Origin of the sequence: Kitasatospora sp. NPDC058444 (assembly GCF_042721415.1) — a bacterium.
Classification (GTDB): Bacteria; Actinomycetota; Actinomycetes; order Streptomycetales; family Streptomycetaceae; genus Kitasatospora.
This window is the reverse complement of the sequence record NZ_JBHXLL010000019.1, coordinates 121,786-138,008: the sequence shown is the minus strand read 5'-3', so window position 1 is coordinate 138,008 and position 16,223 is coordinate 121,786. Positions and strand designations below refer to the sequence as shown.

General features: G+C 73.8%; 13 protein-coding genes. 7 read left to right on the top strand and 6 right to left on the bottom strand.

Annotated elements, in window-relative coordinates; all coding sequences use genetic code 11:
* Positions 1–36: 36 nt before the first annotated feature.
* Entirely contained in the window at positions 37–1,230 is a 1,194-nt protein-coding gene (locus ACFWP2_RS21285) for a LacI family DNA-binding transcriptional regulator (RefSeq protein WP_380453594.1), read from the bottom strand.
* 174 nt (positions 1,231–1,404) lie between these two features.
* On the opposite strand from ACFWP2_RS21285, the gene ACFWP2_RS21280 reads away from it, so the two are divergent.
* From ACFWP2_RS21280 to manA, 7 genes are all read left to right on the top strand, one after another.
* A complete protein-coding gene (locus tag ACFWP2_RS21280) occupies positions 1,405–2,694 on the top strand; it encodes an ABC transporter substrate-binding protein (protein WP_380453592.1) in 1,290 nt (429 codons plus the stop codon).
* A gap of 29 nt (positions 2,695–2,723) precedes the next feature.
* A complete protein-coding gene (locus ACFWP2_RS21275; RefSeq protein WP_380453590.1) occupies positions 2,724–3,596 on the top strand; it encodes a carbohydrate ABC transporter permease in 873 nt (290 codons plus the stop codon).
* 4 nt (positions 3,597–3,600) lie between these two features.
* Positions 3,601–4,554: a carbohydrate ABC transporter permease gene (locus ACFWP2_RS21270; RefSeq protein WP_380453588.1), complete on the top strand. Its 954-nt coding sequence runs from the start codon at positions 3,601–3,603 to the stop codon at positions 4,552–4,554.
* Positions 4,555–4,615: 61 nt separating this feature from the next.
* On the top strand, positions 4,616–5,872 hold the full coding sequence (locus tag ACFWP2_RS21265; protein WP_380453586.1) for a glycosyl hydrolase: 1,257 nt from the start codon (positions 4,616–4,618) through the stop codon (positions 5,870–5,872).
* An 84-nt stretch (positions 5,873–5,956) separates the two neighbouring features.
* The gene (locus ACFWP2_RS21260; protein WP_380453583.1) at positions 5,957–8,998 is read left to right on the top strand and encodes an alpha-mannosidase; all 3,042 of its coding nucleotides are present in this window, start codon (positions 5,957–5,959) and stop codon (positions 8,996–8,998) included.
* A gap of 99 nt (positions 8,999–9,097) precedes the next feature.
* The gene (locus tag ACFWP2_RS21255; protein WP_380453580.1) at positions 9,098–10,030 is read left to right on the top strand and encodes an ROK family protein; all 933 of its coding nucleotides are present in this window, start codon (positions 9,098–9,100) and stop codon (positions 10,028–10,030) included.
* A gap of 19 nt (positions 10,031–10,049) precedes the next feature.
* Entirely contained in the window at positions 10,050–11,336 is a 1,287-nt protein-coding gene (gene manA / locus ACFWP2_RS21250) for a mannose-6-phosphate isomerase, class I (protein WP_380453577.1), read from the top strand.
* A 27-nt stretch (positions 11,337–11,363) separates the two neighbouring features.
* On the opposite strand, the gene ACFWP2_RS21245 is transcribed toward manA, so the two are convergent.
* The 5 genes from ACFWP2_RS21245 to ACFWP2_RS21225 form a co-directional block, all read right to left on the bottom strand.
* Positions 11,364–11,759 (bottom strand): DUF2267 domain-containing protein, encoded by a 396-nt coding sequence (locus ACFWP2_RS21245; RefSeq protein ID WP_380453574.1) that lies wholly within the window; start codon positions 11,757–11,759, stop codon positions 11,364–11,366.
* 402 nt (positions 11,760–12,161) lie between these two features.
* Positions 12,162–12,809, bottom strand: a complete 648-nt coding sequence (locus ACFWP2_RS21240; RefSeq protein ID WP_380453572.1) for an acyl-CoA thioesterase — start codon at positions 12,807–12,809, stop codon at positions 12,162–12,164.
* Positions 12,806–13,123 carry a hypothetical protein gene (locus ACFWP2_RS21235; protein WP_380453570.1) on the bottom strand — a complete coding sequence of 106 codons (318 nt, stop codon included), beginning with the start codon at positions 13,121–13,123 and terminating at the stop codon, positions 12,806–12,808. Before ACFWP2_RS21235 ends, ACFWP2_RS21240 begins: the two co-directional genes overlap by 4 nt.
* 251 nt (positions 13,124–13,374) lie before the next feature.
* The gene (locus ACFWP2_RS21230) at positions 13,375–14,337 is read right to left on the bottom strand and encodes a DUF6528 family protein (protein ID WP_380453567.1); all 963 of its coding nucleotides are present in this window, start codon (positions 14,335–14,337) and stop codon (positions 13,375–13,377) included.
* Between the two features lie 261 nt (positions 14,338–14,598).
* The gene (locus ACFWP2_RS21225) at positions 14,599–15,987 is read right to left on the bottom strand and encodes an NAD(P)/FAD-dependent oxidoreductase (RefSeq protein WP_380453565.1); all 1,389 of its coding nucleotides are present in this window, start codon (positions 15,985–15,987) and stop codon (positions 14,599–14,601) included.
* Positions 15,988–16,223 lie beyond the last annotated feature (236 nt).

Here is a 16,223-nt window from a genome sequence, read left to right as displayed (position 1 = left end):
GAGCGCGCCGAGCGGAGCCCGCTCGGCGCTGCGAGGCTAAACCGGTTCAGAACCGCTGTCAACGATGCGCGCAGCATCCACCCCGGCGGGCGAACCGGCGACGGACGCGGTGACGGACCCCGCGACGGAACCGGTGGCAGAACCGGAGGGCGCGCCGGCGGGCGAACCGGTGGCAGAACCGGAGGGCGAACCGCCGACGGCCCCACCCGGCGCCGCCCCCGGCGGCGAGGTGGACTCCCGCACGGTCAGCCGCGGCGTGGGCATCTGGAGGTCCCGCCCCGGCCCGGCCTCGTCCAGCGCCGCCAGCAGGCTGCGAGCGACCTGCTCGCCGAGCGCGAAGGTGTCCCGGCTGAGCGCGGTCAGCGGCGGGTGGACGATCCGGGCGAGCACCGAGTCGTCGAAGGAGACGATGGACAGCTCGCCGGGCACCGCGACGCCCATCTCCCCCGCCACGCCGAGCCCGGCGACGGCCATCACGTCGCTGTCGTAGACGATCGCGGTGGGCCGCCTGGCCCGGGACAGCAGGGTCCGGGTGGCGGCCGCGCCCTCGGCGTCGCTGAAGTCGGTGGGCACCGACACCGCCTCCTCCAGCCCGAGCCGGCGCGAGGCGTCGCGCAGCGCGCGGATCCGCCGCTGGGTGTGCTGGAAGTGCGGCAGTCCGGCGAGGTGGGCGATCCGGCGGTGCCCGATGGCGGCCAGGTAGTCGACGATCGAGAGCATCGCCTCCCGGTCGTCGGCCCAGATCCGCATCTGCTTGCCGCCCTTGCCGGGCCCGCCCAGCACGACGGCGGGCAGCCCGAGTTCGTCGAGGACCGGCAGCCGCGGGTCCTTGACCTGGAGGTCGACCACGATGAAGCCGTCCACCCGGTGCTCGGAGGCCCAGCCCCGGTAGACCTCGATCTCGGCGGCGGTGTCCTCGACCACCATCAGGTGCAGCGCGACCGAGCCGGCCGAGAGCACCGCCTGGAGCCCGGAGAGCAGTTGGCTGAAGAACGGCTCGACACCGATGGTGCGGGCCGGCCGGGCGATCACCAGGCCGACGGCGTCGGCCCGGGCTCCGCCGAGGGCGCGCGCGGCGCTGTGCGGGCGCCAGTTCATCTCCTCGGCGATGCGCAGGATCCGGGTCCTGGTCGCCTCGCTGACGCCCGGGCGGCCGTTGAGCGCGAAGGACACCGCGCCCTTGGAGACACCGGCCTGGCGGGCGATGTCGGCGATCGTCGGTCTGCCCACGAAACCCGACTCCTTCTCTTGACATCCAAGTTTAGGCGGGAGCATAGTCCCTGGCATAGCTAGACCGGTTTAGTTAGTCAGGTTACGGAATCCCGCACAACCCCCCGGGATCCGACACCGACCACCCCCGAGCTCAGCACGATCCCCCACCCACCCCAGGACCGGGAGACCCTCATGCGCAGAATCTGGGCGGCACTGACCACGACCGCGCTCGCCACCGCCGCCCTCACCGGCTGCGGACTCGGCTCCGGCGACAGCAAGGACAGCGACACGGTGGCGAGTGCGGCCGCCACCGGCGAGGTCAAGGGCAAGGTCTCGCTCCAGACCTGGGCGCTCAAGCCGAAGTTCACCGACTACATGCAGGGCGTGATCGACGGCTTCCGGAAGAAGTACCCCGGCGTCGAGGTCGAGTGGCTCGACCAGCCCGGCGAGGGATACTCCGACAAGGTGCTCAGCCAGGCCGCCGCCGGCAGCCTGCCGGACGTGGTCAACCTCCCGCCGGACTTCGCCTTCCCGCTGGCGAAGAAGGACGTCCTGCTGGACGTCGCCAAGGCCGACCCCAGGCTCGCCGAGGAGTACGTCCCCGGCAGCGTGGACGCCTACCGCTTCAACGGCCACCAGGGCACCTTCGGCTACCCGTGGTACCTCAACACCGATGTGAACTACTGGAGTTCGGAGCTCCTCACCAAATACGGACTGGACCCGCGGAAGCCACCGGCCGACCTGGACGAACTGATCGCCCAGGCCCGGACGATGAAGGAGAAGTCCGGCGGCCAGAGCTATCTGATGAGCCGGAAGCCCGGCATCGGCGACCTCTACAACATCGGCGTGAAGATCATGTCCGACGACGGGAAGTCCTTCACCTTCAACACCCCCGAGGCCGCCGCGCTGCTCGACAAGTACCGCGACGCCTTCAAGGAGGGCCTGATGCCGAACGGGGTGCTCACCGACACCTACGCCGGCAACTCCAAGCTCTTCAGCTCCGGCACCGCGGCCTGGACCACCGGCGGCGGCAACTTCATCACCAGCCTCGCCACCGACAACCCGACCCTCGCCCCGAAGGTCGTCCCCTCCCCCGCGATGGCCACCCCGCCGCTGTACGTCCAGGGCCTGTCCATCCCGAAGAACACCAGGAACCCGGCCGCCGCCGTGGCCCTCGCCCGCTGGGTGACCAGCCCCGAGAACCAGGCCGCCTTCGCCCACCTGACCAGCGTCTTCCCGTCCACCAAGGCCTCCGCGAACGACCCCTTCTTCAGCCGGAGCGACGGCACCAACGCGGGCGACGCCAAGGTGATCGCCTTCACCTCGCTCGCCAAGGCCGAGCTGATCCAGCCGGTCGAGGTGGACGACGCGATGGGCACCGTCATCAAGCAGCAGTTCGCGCTGGCCATCAGCGGCGAGACCAGCTCCAAGCAGGCACTGGACACCGCCGTCGAGCAGTGCGACAAGCTGCTCAAGGGCTGATCCCACCCCAGGCCCAGGAAGGCATCGGCATGACCCACCGGCGTTGGTTCACCCCCTGGCTGCTCGCCGGGCCCGCGATCGTCTGGCTGGCCGTCTTCAACCTCTGGCCGGCCGTCAACACCGTGATCCTGTCCTTCACCAACGCCAAGCCCCTGGGCGGCGGGCGGTTCACCGGGCTGGAGAACTACGGCCGGCTGCTGGACGACGAACAGCTCGCCGACGCCCTGCTCAACAGCATCGTGTTCATGCTGCTCTGCCTGCCCCTGCTGACCGTCCTGCCCCTGCTGCTCGCCCTGCTGGTGCAGCGCAAGCTCCCCGGCATCACGTTCTTCCGCACCGCCTTCTACACCCCGGTGATCGCCTCCGCCGTCGTGGTGGCACTGATCTGGGGCTGGGTGCTGGACGAGCGGGGCCTGGCCAACGGCCTGCTGCGGCAGACCGGACTGGCCGACTCGCCGGTGCCCTTCCTGACCGACCGCTGGCTGCTGCTGTTCAGCGCCATCGCCCTGACCGTCTGGAAGGGCCTCGGCTACTACATGGTCATCTACCTGTCCGCCCTCGCCAACGTCCCGCGCGAACTGCACGAGGCGGCGGCCGTGGACGGCGCCGGCCCGCTGCACCGGTTCCGGCACGTCACCCTGCCCGGGGTCCGCCCGACCATGATCCTGATCTCGGCGCTGATCTCGGTGAGCTCACTGCGCGTCTTCTCCGAGCTGTACGTGCTCTCCAACGGCCTGGGCGGCCCCGGCGGACGGGACATGTCGGTGGTGATGCTGATCCAGATGTACAGCCGCGGCTTCAACGGCCACCTGGGCTACGCCTCGGCGCTCAGCCTGCTGCTGTTCGTCGTCACCCTCGGCCCGATGCTGTTCCTGATGCGGCTGAACCGGAAGGCGGCCTGAGCCCGTGACCACCGTCCGCACCGAGCCCACCGACACCCCGGGAACGCCCCGGCCCACCAGGCCCGAAAGGCCCACCAGGCCCACCAAGACCGCCAGGCCCGCCAGGCCCGCCAGGCCCGCCAGGGGCTTCAACACCCCCTCCACCGCCCAGGTCGCCGCCCGCTACCTGCTGCTGGTGCTGGTCCTGCTGCTGGTCGTCGGCCCCTTCCTGTGGCAGCTGTCCACCTCCCTCAAGGGCCCCGCCGAGGACGTCTACACCCGCACCCCGAGCTTCCTGCCCGACCAGCCCACCCTGGGCAACTACGGCAAGGTCGCCGAGGTCGTCCCGGTGTGGACCTACGCGCTCAACTCGGTGATCGTCGCCGTGGTCTGCATCACCGGCAACGTGGTCGGCTGCACGCTGGCCGGCTACGCGCTCGCCCGGCTGCGCTTCCGCGGGGCGAAGCTCGTCCTCGGCCTGTTCCTCGCCACCCTGATCCTGCCCGGCGAGGTCACCATCGTCTCCCAGTACGTGCTGGTGCGCGGCCTCGGCCTGGCCGACAGCCTGGCCGGGGTGGCGCTGCCCGGCTCGATCGCGATGCTCAACGTGCTGCTGATGCGCACCGCCTTCGCCGCCGTCCCGGTCGAGCTCGACCAGGCCGCGCTGGTGGACGGCGCCGGCGTCTGGCAGCGGCTGTGGCACATCGGCCTGCCGAACGTGCGCGGGATGCTCAGCGTGATCGTGATCTTCACCTTCATCGGCGCGTGGGACGACTTCCTCTGGCCGCTGATCGTGCTCAACGACCCGCAGAAGTACACCCTCACCGTCGGCCTCCAGTACCTCAACGGCACCTTCTCCGCCAACCCCCGGCTGATCGCGGCCGGCACCATGATCGCCTTCCTGCCGATCGTCGTGGTGTTCGGCGTCTGCCAGCGCTTCTTCTTCAAGGGCGTCGAGGAGGGAGCCGTCAAGGGATAGCCCGCCCCAAGGGACATGGCCCACCGCACCTACGCCCCACACCCGTTGAGGAATCGATCCGATGGCCACCACTCCCCGTTTCGGCGTCAACTACACCCCCAGCGCCGGCTGGTTCCACCACTGGCTCGACTTCGACCTCGACGCCGTGCGCGCCGACCTCGACTCCATCGCCGCCCTCGGCCTGGACCACGTCCGGGTCTTCCCGCTCTGGCCGGTCTTCCAGCCCAACCGCACCCTGATCCGCCCGCGCGCCGTCGAGCAGCTGACGGCCCTGGTGGACGCGGCCGGCGAGCGCGGACTGGACGTCGCGGTGGACGGGCTGCAGGGCCACCTGTCCAGCTTCGACTTCCTGCCGTCCTGGACGCGGACCTGGCACCGGCGCAACCTCTTCACCGACCCCGAGGTGCTCGACGGCCAGGCCGCCTACCTGCGCACCCTCGCCGGGGCGCTGCGCGAGCGGCCCAACTTCCTCGGGATGACGCTCGGCAACGAGATCAACCAGTTCTCCGGCGCCCCGCACCCCGACCCGGACCGGGCCACCCCCGCCGAGGCGGAGGCCTGGCTGCGCCGGATGCTCGACGCCTGCGAGCAGGGCGCCCCCGGCCGGCTGCACCTGCACGCCTCGTACGACGCGGCCTGGTACCTGGACGACCACCCGTTCACGCCCTGGCACTCGGCCCGGATCGGCGCCGCCACCGCCGTGCACAGCTGGGTGTTCAACGGCACCGCCCAGCGCTACGGCGCGCACTCCACCGCCACCGCCCAGCACGCCGCGTACCTGGTCGAGCTGTCCAAGGCCTGGGCGGACGACCCGGCCCGCCCGGTCTGGCTCCAGGAGGTCGGCGCACCCGCCCCGCACATCACGGCCGAGGACGCGGCGCGCTTCACCGGTGCCACCGTGGCGGCCGTGCTGGACTGCCCGGACCTGTGGGGCGTCACCTGGTGGTGCTCGCACGACGTGGACCGCTCGCTCGCCGACTTCCCCGAACTGGAGTACGGCCTCGGCCTGTTGACCACCGAAGGGAAGGTCAAGCCGGCCGGCGCCCGGCTCGCCGAGGCCGCCGCCGAGGCCCGCCGGTCCTGGCGGCCGCCGAAGCCGCGCGGCACCGCCGTGGTGGTCGCCACCGGCGACGAGGTCACCGCGCCCCGCCGCTCGGTCTGCGGCCCCGGCGGGTCAGCGTACGAGGCGTTCATGCGCCTCGCCGAGGCGGGCGCCCGCCCGACCGCGGTCCTCGCCGAGCGCGCCGAGGACCGCGCCCACCTCGCCGCGCGCGGCATCACCGAGGTGGTCCACCCCTCCGACGTACGTTCTCTCTAGGGTCCGCCAGCCGCGTCCCCGACCTCACAGGAAAGAACACCTAGCCCGTCCGTTCCCCTCAGCCACGCAACGGAGCCCGCTGACATGCACGATGACCGCACCCTGGTCGAGTCCCGCCTCAAGCGCGTCCTGGACGAGCGCATCCGCCCCGCCGTGTACCCCGAGTCCGTCCCGCTGGAGGTCGGCATCTGGACAGCGCCCGGCGAGCCCGTCCCGGTCGCCGAGGGCCTGGCCGCCCCCCGCACGCCGATCGCGGTGGGCGACGCCTGGGGCGCGCCCTGGGGCACCAGCTGGATCACCGTGACCGGTACCGTCCCCGAGGCCTGGGCCGGGCGCACCGTCGAGGCGCTGATCGACCTCGGCTTCGACGCCAACATGCCCGGCTTCCAGTGCGAGGGCCTGGTCTACCGCCCGGACGGCTCCCCGGTGAAGGGCCTCAACCCGCAGAACCAGTGGGTGCGGATCGCCGCGCCGGCGGCCGGCGGCGAGCAGGTCCTGCTGCACGTCGAGGCCGCCTCCAACCCGGTCATCCTGGACTACCACCCCTTCCTGCCCACCGAGTTGGGCGACCGGGAGACGGCCGGCGACCAGCCGCAGTACAAGCTGGCCCGGATGGACCTGGCCGTCTTCGACGAGACGGTCTGGCAGCTGGTGATGGACCTCGAGGTGCTCGGCGAGCTGATGGCCGAGCTGCCGGTGGAGGGCCCCCGCCGCTGGGAGATCCTGCGCGCGGTCGAGCGGGCGCTCGACGCCGTCGACCTCCAGGACGTCAACGGCACGGCGGCGGCCGCCCGTTCGCAGCTCGAAGGGGTGCTGGCCCCGCCCGCCGTGCCCTCCGCGCACCGGATCAGCGCGATCGGCCACGCGCACATCGACTCGGCCTGGCTCTGGCCGCTGCGCGAGACCGTCCGCAAGGTGGCCCGCACCACCGCCAACATGACCGCGCTGCTGGAGGACGAGCCCGACTTCCGCTACACCATGTCCCAGGCCCAGCAGTTCGCCTGGATCAAGGAGCACCGCCCCGAGGTCTACGCCCGGGTCCGCAAGGCCGTCGCCGAGGGCCGGTTCGTCCCGGCCGGCGGCATGTGGGTGGAGTCCGACACCAACATGCCGAGCTCGGAGGCGATGGCCCGGCAGTTCGTCCACGGCAAGCGGTTCTTCCTGGACGAGTTCGGGGTGGAGAACCACGAGGCCTGGCTGCCGGACACCTTCGGCTTCACCGGCGGCCTGCCGCAGATCATCCGCAACGCGGGCTCCAAGTGGCTGCTCACGCAGAAGATCTCGTGGAGCCAGGTGAACCGGTTCCCGCACCACACCTTCCTCTGGGAGGGCATCGACGGGACCCGGATCTTCACCCACTTCCCGCCCGTGGACACCTACAACTGCTCCATGAAGGGCAGCGAGATCGCCCACGCGGCACGGAACTTCAAGGACAAGGGCGTCGCCCGGCACTCGCTCGCCCCGACCGGCTGGGGCGACGGCGGCGGCGGCACCACGCGCGAGATGGTCGCCAAGGCCGCCCGGATGAAGGACCTGGAGGGCTCGGCCACCGTCCGCTGGGAGGACCCCGCCGCGTTCTTCGCCAAGGCCGAGGCCGAGTACCCGAACCCGCCGGTCTGGGTCGGCGAGCTCTACCTGGAACTGCACCGCGCCACCCTGACCAGCCAGGCGAAGACCAAGCAGGGCAACCGGCGCAGCGAGAACCTGCTGCGCGAGGCCGAACTCTGGTGCTCCACCGCCGCGTTGCGCACCGGCGCGGAGTACCCGTACGAGCAGCTGGACCGGATCTGGAAGACCGTGCTGCTGCACCAGTTCCACGACATCCTGCCCGGCTCGTCCATCGCCTGGGTGCACCGCGAGGCCGAGGCCACGTACGCGGCGCTGGCCGGCGAGCTGGAGGGGCTGATCGGCGCGGCCCAGCAGGCACTGGCCGGGGCGGCCGACGGCGGGCGCGAGCTGGTGTTCAACGCGGCACCGCACGCGCGTTCCGCGGTGCCGGCCGGCGGGGCCGCCGCCGTCGCCCTCCCGGGCGGCGCCTGCGAGGCCGCCGAGCGCCCCGAGGGCGGCTTCACGCTGCGCAACGGCCTGCTGGAGGTCGTCGTGGACGCGGACGGCCTGATCGCCTCGGCGGTCGAGATCGCGACCGGCCGGGAGACCGTCGCCCCCGGCGCCCGGGCCAACCTGCTCCAGCTGCACCCCGACTTCCCCAACATGTGGGACGCCTGGGACGTGGACCAGTTCTACCGCAACACCGTCACCGACCTGACCGGCGTGGACTCGCTCACCGCCGCCTCGTCCGCCGCCGCGGCCTCGGTACGGATCACCCGCTCCTTCGGCTCCTCCACCGTCGTCCAGACCCTCACCCTGCCGGCCGGCGAGCAGCGCCTGGACATCGACACCGAGGTGGACTGGCACGAGACCGAGAAGTTCCTCAAGGCCGCGTTCCCGCTGGACATCCACACCGAGCGCTACGCCGCCGAGACCCAGTTCGGCCACCTCCACCGGCCCACCCACACCAACACCAGCTGGGACGCCGCCAAGTTCGAGGCCTGCAACCACCGCTTCGTCCACTTCGACGAGCCCGGCTGGGGCATCGCCATGGTCACCGCCTCCACCTACGGCCACGACGTCACCCGGACCGTCCGCGACACCGACGGCGGCACCACCACCACGGTCCGCTTCTCCCTGCTGCGCGCCCCGCGCTTCCCCGACCCGAAGACCGACCAGGGCCTGCACCGCTTCCGGCACGCCCTGGTGCCCGGCGCCGCGATCGGCGACGCCGTCCGCGAGGGCTACCGGATCGGCCTGCCCGAGCGGCGGGTCACCGGCAGCGCCGAGCGGGTCGTGCCGCTGGTGGAGCTGGACGACGACGCCCTGGTGGTGAGCGCCGTCAAGCTCGCCGACGACCGCAGCGGGGACCTGGTCGTGCGGGTCTACGAGGCCGGCGGCGGCCGCGCCCGGGGCCGGCTGACCACCTCCTTCCCGCTGGCCGGCGCCGTCCCCTGCGACCTGCTGGAGCGGCCGTGGGACGGCACCCGCGGCGAGGTGGCGGTCGAGGACGGCGCGGTGCGCCTCGCGCTGCGCCCCTTCGAGCTGGTCACCCTCCGCCTGCGGGCCGCGGCGTAGCCTCCGCGCTGTTCGGCGCCTCGGCCCAGCCTCTACGCTGTTCGGCGCCTCGGCCCCACGGCCGGGGCGCCGCCCGCCTCGACCGCCCTGGAGCCCACTGTGCCCGTCACCCCGCTGTTCGCCGCCATCGACATCGGCGGCACCAAGATCGCCGGGGCGCTGGTCGACGCCGGCGGACGGCTGCGGCACCGGCTCCAGCTGCCCACGCCGGCCGCCGAGCCGGGCGCGGCCGTGCTCGCCGTGGTGCACCGGGTGCTGGAACAGCTCGCCGGGACGGCCGACTGGGCCGCGGTGACGGCCGTCGGGGTCGGCAGCGCCGGACCGGTCGACCTCGCCGACGGCACCGTCAGCCCCGTCAACATCCCCGGCTGGCGCGGCTTCCCGCTGGTCGCGGAGGTCGCCGCCCACCCGGCGGTGGCGGCGCGCGCGCTGCCCGTCCGGCTCGCCGGGGACGGTGTGGCGATGGCCGCCGCCGAGCACTGGCAGGGCGCGGCCCGGGGCGCCGACAACGCGCTCTGCCTGGTGGTGTCGACCGGCGTCGGCGCCGGGCTGGTGCTGGACGGCGCGGTGCGCCCCGGCCCCAGCGGGAACGCCGGCCACCTCGGCCACATCACCGTCGACCTGGACGGCGAGCCCTGCCCGTGCGGCTCGCGCGGCTGCCTGGAGGGCCTCGCCAGCGGCACCGCGATCGCCCGGCGGGCGCTCGCCGAGGGCTGGCGCCCGGCGGACGGCGACCGCACGGCCCGCGCCGTCGCCGCCTCCGCCACCGCGGGCGACCCGGTCGCGCTCGCCTCCTTCGACCGCGCCGCCCAGGCGCTGGCCGCCGGGATCGCCGCCACGGCCGCCCTGGTGGACCTCTCCCGGGTCGTCGTCGGCGGCGGCGTGGCCGAGGCCGGGGACGTGCTGTTCGCCCCGCTCGCCCGCCACCTGGACCGCTACGCCACCCTCTCGTACGTCCGCGGCCTGGACGTGCGCCGCGCCGAACTCGGCACCGACGCCGGGCTGATCGGCGCGGCCGCGCTCTGCCGCTGAGCCTCCCGGAGCCGCTCGCATGCCGCCGACCGAACCGCCTCCCTTCGCGCTGCTGCGCAATCCCGTCCGCCGCTACGCGTGGGGCTCGCCCACCGCCATCCCCGCGCTCACCGGCACCGCACCCGACGGTGGCCCGCAGGCCGAACTCTGGCTGGGCGCCCACCCGTCGGCACCGTCCCTGCTGTCCGGCGGCGACACCGGAGGTGGCACTGGCGGTGGCACCGGCGGCGGCAACGGCGGCGGCAACGGCGGCGGCAACGGCGGCGGTTTCGGTGTCGGCCCGCGGCCGCTGGACGAACTGATCGAGGCCGACCCGGACGGCCTGCTCGGAGCGGACACCGTACGGCGGTTCGGACCGGCGCTGCCGTTCCTGTTCAAGGTGCTGGCCGCCGACCGGGCGCTCTCCCTCCAGGTCCACCCGACCCGCGCCCAGGCCGAGGCCGGGTACGCGTCGGAGCAGGCCCGGGGCATCCCGCTGGAGGCGCCGGAGCGGGTGTTCAAGGACCGCGGGCACAAGCCGGAACTCCTGTGCGCGCTCGGCGAGTTCGAGGCCCTCTGCGGCTTCCGGCCGGCCGCCGCCACCGCCCGACTGCTGGACGCGCTCGGCGTGCTCTCCCCCTGGGCCGCCGCCCTGCGCGCCCGGCCCGCCGAGGCCGTCCTCCCCGAGCTGCTGCGCTCCGGGCTGAACGCCTCCGCCGCCGGACTCGCCGCCGTCACCGAGGCCCTGCGCCGCACGGCGGCCGCCGGCGGACCGTACGGCGCGAGCTGCGCCGCGTACGCCCGCCTCGCCGAGGAGTACCCCGGCGACCGGGGACTGCTCGCCGCACTGCTGCTCAACCATGTCCGGCTCGCGGCCGGGCAGGCCCTGTCCCTGGCCGCCGGGGTTCCGCACGCCTACCTGCGGGGCGTGGGCGTGGAGTTGATGGCCAACTCGGACAACGTACTGCGCTGCGGGCTCACCCCCAAGCACGTCGACGTGGACGGCCTGCTGGCGGTCACGTCCTTCCGCCCCGGCGAGCCCGAGGTGCTCGTGCCGGCCCCGCGCGGCGACGGCGTCGAGGAGGAATACCCGTCCCCTGCCGAGGAGTTCAGGCTCTCCCGGCTGCGCCCCGGCGCGGTGGCCGCCCGGGTCGACCTCCCCACCCCGCAGATCCTGCTCTGCGTCCGCGGGCGGGCCCGGCTGCGCGCACCCGGCGGCACCGAACTCCCGCTTCCGGCGGGCGCGTCGGCCTATCTGCGCCCGGGCGCCGGGCCGGTCGAGCTGACCGGCCCGGGCGCGGAGCTGTTCCGGGCCACCACGGGGTAGCGGAGGCCCGACGGCACCCGGACGGACTCAGGCCGACGCCGGGTGGCCGAACAGCAGGTCGTAGCCGTCCGGGAGTTGCTCGATCACCCGGTCCAGCAGCTCCCCGGGGACCAGGTCTCCGACGGTGCTGAGCACCGCACCGATGTCCCACTGCGCCGTCGCCGGGGTCGCCCCGTCGATCCACCCCACCACGGCCTCCACGAAGCGTTCGGCGCTCAGCGGCTCGGACGCGGGCCCGGCGTCGCGCAGCAGCGAGGCGTAGGCGGCGGGCAGCGCGTCGGCGAGTTCGGCCCGCTCGGACCCCACCAGGTGCTCGCCGAGCAGGGCCAGGACGACCCTGGAGGCGTGATCCGCCTCGGCTTCGCCCTGGTACTCGCCGCGCTCCACGACGCGGGCGAGGAAGTCCTCCCAGGAGATGGTCATCGCGTCCTCCTTCCGGTCGGCGGGCTCCGGCCGGGCCTGCGGCGGCCCGCTCGCCCCGGGGCAGGAGGGAAATCGCAGCCTGTGACCGCCGTCAGACGTACCGGTGCCCGTGCTGCTCAGCGTAACTCGCCCGGGCGCCTTCGGAACCGGCCGTCCGCCACGGGCCCGCGGGACGGTCCGCGCGGACACCGGGAGGCCGGGAACACCGGGGAGCCGGGAGCCCAGGCGGCCGGACCGGGCGGGGCAGGCGGAGCGGGCGGACCAGGCCGACCGGGCGGAGCGGGCGGACCAGGCCGACCGGGCGGAGCGGGCGAACCGGCGGGACCGGGCGGAGCGGGCGAACCGGCGGGACCGGGCGGACCGACGCCGTGGTCGATCACGCCGCCGGCCCGCGGCGGGGGTTCACCGCGCCGAGGCGTGGCACCGCCTGCGCGGCCGCCGGGGCGGCACCAGCGCGCCGGCGGCCGCACCGGCCGGTACGCGCTGCGCCGGGGCCGACGCGGCCACCGCTGCCGTCGTAGCCGCCGTGGCGGCACCCACGGCCGCCGGGGCCGTCACCGTCGTCACGGCCGTCACCGTGGTCACCGCGGTCACCGTCGTGGCCGCCAGCACCGCCTGGGCGCGGGCCGCGTCCGGCATAAACGCCGAGAGAAAGATCCGCTCGGCCGGGCTCAGCGCCCGCGAGCGGCCGGATTCGCGGTCCCGCGCGACCACCACGGTCCGCGCCCGCATAAACGTGAGCCGGTCCCGGCAGACATTCACCTCGACCTGCGCCGAACTCCGCCCGATCCGTTCCACGGTGAGCCGCACCGACAACGGTTCGGGCCGGTGGTGCAGCTGTTCCAGGTAGTCGATCTCGTGCCTCGCGATAATGAACCCGGAGGAGAACAGCGACTCCCTCACCGCGGTCTCGTGGTGACGGAACAGATCGTGAATCCCCTCCTGGACGTAGCCGACCAGACGGGCGTTGTTGATGTGCCCGTTCTCGTCGACGTCGCTCCACCGGGTGGGGCAGGACAGCACGTGCACCCCCGGCTGCACCGCGCTCACTGCCGGGTCAGCCCGGCGCCGGCGGGGAGCAGCGCACGCTGCAACCTGGCGTAGTAGCCGGAGTGTTCGGCCGCCATCCGGGCCGCGGTCCAGCCCTCTTCGGCCGCCTCCGCCGCCGCCTGCACGACCAGGCTGTCCAGCACCGCGTCGACGGCGCGGCACAGGTCGTGAACGGCCGCGAGCCGCTCGGTCACATCCGCCCCGCTTCCGGCGTTCCGGGACGGGAAGGCGGCCAGTGATTCCATCGCGAGCTGAAGGTCGTCCACTGCATCCGGCCGGTTTTCCGCAGGGAAATTCCGCATGTTTTTCTCCATGACTCATTCGGCCATTACGGCCCAGTAGCTAGCGTTCGAATGCACCGGATCGGTGTCGACCCCCCGACCCCACGACGCTATCCCAGCCGAACGGGGTCGACTGATGGTTTGCGGACCGCGACGGGAAACTGACCTCCATCGGAGTAGTTTGTCGGTGTACACAATATGCCCCATCAGCCGAATGCCGTCCGCATTTCGGGTGGTATCTCCGACGCGCGCGCCGAGATCGCCGCCCCGGGGGCCGAAGTCTGCTACCAGCCACTCCACCACCTCGCCTTGTACAGATGCGTGCCGCGCAGCGACCGCTCCCCCTCCGGCCGGTGCAGGGTGATCACCGAGGTGCACCAGTCGCACGGACCGGTGTGCTCGGGCGCCACCGTGAGCAGGCGGCCGGTGCCGGGCTCGTCGCCGACGCTCTTGAGGTCCCGCTCGCCGGCCGGATCGGCCAGGTGCACGGCCGAGAAGCGGTCGGTGGCCGGGTCGAAGCGCCACAGACCGGCCAACGTGGTCACCCAGAACCGGCCGGGAGCCGCCAGGACGCCCGCCAGGTCGTGCCCGCCGCGCCCCGGCAGCGCGCTGCTCCGCACCGCGGTCAGGGTGGGCGCGGACGGGCTGCCGCCGACCCGCAGCGCGGTCAGCGCCGTGTCACCGAGCACCCAGAGCAGTCCGCTCCGCCCGTCCCAGTGCACCCCGTGCGCGCCCGGCAACGGGAACTCCGCGTACGCCGCGGCCCGCGGGCCCTGTGAGGCCGCGTACAGCCGCACCCAGCCGCCCGCGCTCGCCGCCACGGCGACGTTGCCGTCCGGCAGCAGCTCGATGCTGTGCGGGTTGGCGCCCGTCCCCAGGTCCGCCGCCCAGTGGACGCGGCCCGTGGTGGTCTCCACGACGGCCGCCAGCCCACCGGAGGCGGTCGTCAGCAGATAACGCCGCCCGTGCCGGACGCGGGACTTGGCCTCGTCCGGGTTGGTCCAGCTGCGCGCGGGCGTCAGATCCGCCAACTCCGGTGCCCGGTCGGCACTCCAGCCCCAGACCACCGGCAGCCGGTCCGGCCCGCGGTAGGCCATCAGCTCCTCGGCGCTCTGCAACACCAGCACGCTGCGCGAGGCCTGGTCGACGACCACCACCTGCCGGCCCGGCGACCTGGCCCACGCGCCGCTTCCGGGCGCGCAGAGCAGCAGGGCGACCGCGAGGGCCGACAGCGTTCTCCTCAGCACGCCTTCACCGTCGGTGCTGCGGGCCGACTCCGCTCGGCGGCACGTCCGAACGGACGATCGACGCGACGGCCGTGGCTCCTGCGACGACGGCGGCGGTTGCGCCTCGTTGACTGTCATCCGCACATCCTGGCGGGACGACCGCACCGGAGGCCGTCGCCGCCGGCGCGGCACGCCGCCGGGCCGTCAACCGGACGCCGCCCGCACGCGAACGGGCGCCCGTTCGGCGCCCGTTCGGCATTCGGGGGTTCAACACCCGGGCGCTCAGCGTCCGGCGACGACGTCCGCGATCCGGGCGATCGGCGAGGTGGTGGCCCGCCCTGCCGCCTCCTGCCGGTCGGCGGCGTGGTACGCGGCGTACATCGCGTGCACGCCCAGCCAGCGCAGCGGCTCCGGCTCCCAGCGCCGCACGGTGTGGCCCACCCAGGGCAGCCGGGTCAGCTCGGTGTCCCGGCCCAGCACCAGGTCCCGCAGGGTGCGGCCGGCCAGGTTGGTGGTGGTCACCCCGCTGCCGACGTACCCGCCCGCCCAGCCGAGTCCGCTCAGCCGGTCCAGCTCCACGGTGGCACACCAGTCCCGGGGGACGCCGAGCACGCCCGCCCAGGCGTGGTCGATCCGGGCGTGGGCGGCGGCCGGGAAGAACCGGTCGAGGATGCGGTGGAGCTGGCGGACGGTCTCCACCTGGGTGCTGCCGTCGGAGTCCGTCCGCGAGCCGAACCGGTACGGCACGCCCCGCCCGCCGAGCGCGATCCGGTCGTCGGCGGTGCGCTGCGCGTACATGTAGGCGTGCGCGAAGTCGCCCAGCACCTCGCGGCCCTCCCAGCCGGCCTCCGCCCAGAACTCGGCGGGCAGTGGCTCGGTGGCGACCATCGCGGAGTTCATCGGCAGCCAGGTGCGCTTCTCGCCGCGCAGCCCGGCGGTGAACCCCTCGGTGGCGCGCAGCACGTGGTCGGCGGTGACGGTGCCGTACGGGGTGACGGCGCGGGGCTTGCGGTAGCGGGAGCCGGGCAGGATCGCGGTGACCGCCGTCCCCTCGTGCACCTCAACACCCAATTCGCGTACGGTGCGCGCGAGTCCGCGGGCGAGCCGGGCGGGCTGGATGCGGGCGCCGTACGCCGTCCAGCAGCCGCCGAGGGTGCCGGCGACGTCGATCCGGCGCCTCGTCTCCTCTTCTCCGAGCAGCTCGACGCGGCCCTCGCCGTAGGCCCGCTCGCTCTCGACGTGGGCCCGCAGACGGTCCAACTGGGGTTTGCTGCGCGCGACTTCGAGGACGCCGCCGCGGACGATGTCCGCCTCGATCCCCTCGGCCTCCGCGATGCCGATGACCTCCCCGACCGCCTCGTCCATCACCCGCTGCATGGCCGCCGCGCGCTGCCGCCCGTACGTCCTGGCGAAGGCGCCGCGGCCCGCGAAGCCGTTGTACAGCCAGCCGCCGTTGCGCCCGGAGGCGCCGTAGCCGCAGAAGCGCTGTTCCAGGACGGCGATCCGGAGGGAGGGGTCGGCCTTCTTCAGGTAGTAGGCGGTCCAGAGCCCCGTGTAACCGCCGCCGACGACGCACACGTCCACGTCCGCGTCCCCGGGGAGGGCCGGCCCCGGGTCGGGCACTCCGTCCGCCGCGTACCAGAACGACACCTCGCCGTTGACCGCCGCCACCGGAAACCTCCCACACCCTCGCTGACCTGCCCGGACGCTACCGCCGGAGGTCCGGCGCGGGCCACCCCCCACACTGCAAGGATCACCGCACCGGATCAGCCACCCTGTCAGTCCCGCAGCAGTTCCAGGGCCCGCGTCCAGCTGTACGAGCCGGGCACGAAGTCCGCGATCCGCACCCCCGTCCGCCGCGGCAGGGCCGCGGCGGGAGCGCGGCGGCGGGCCTCGTCCGCGGGCGG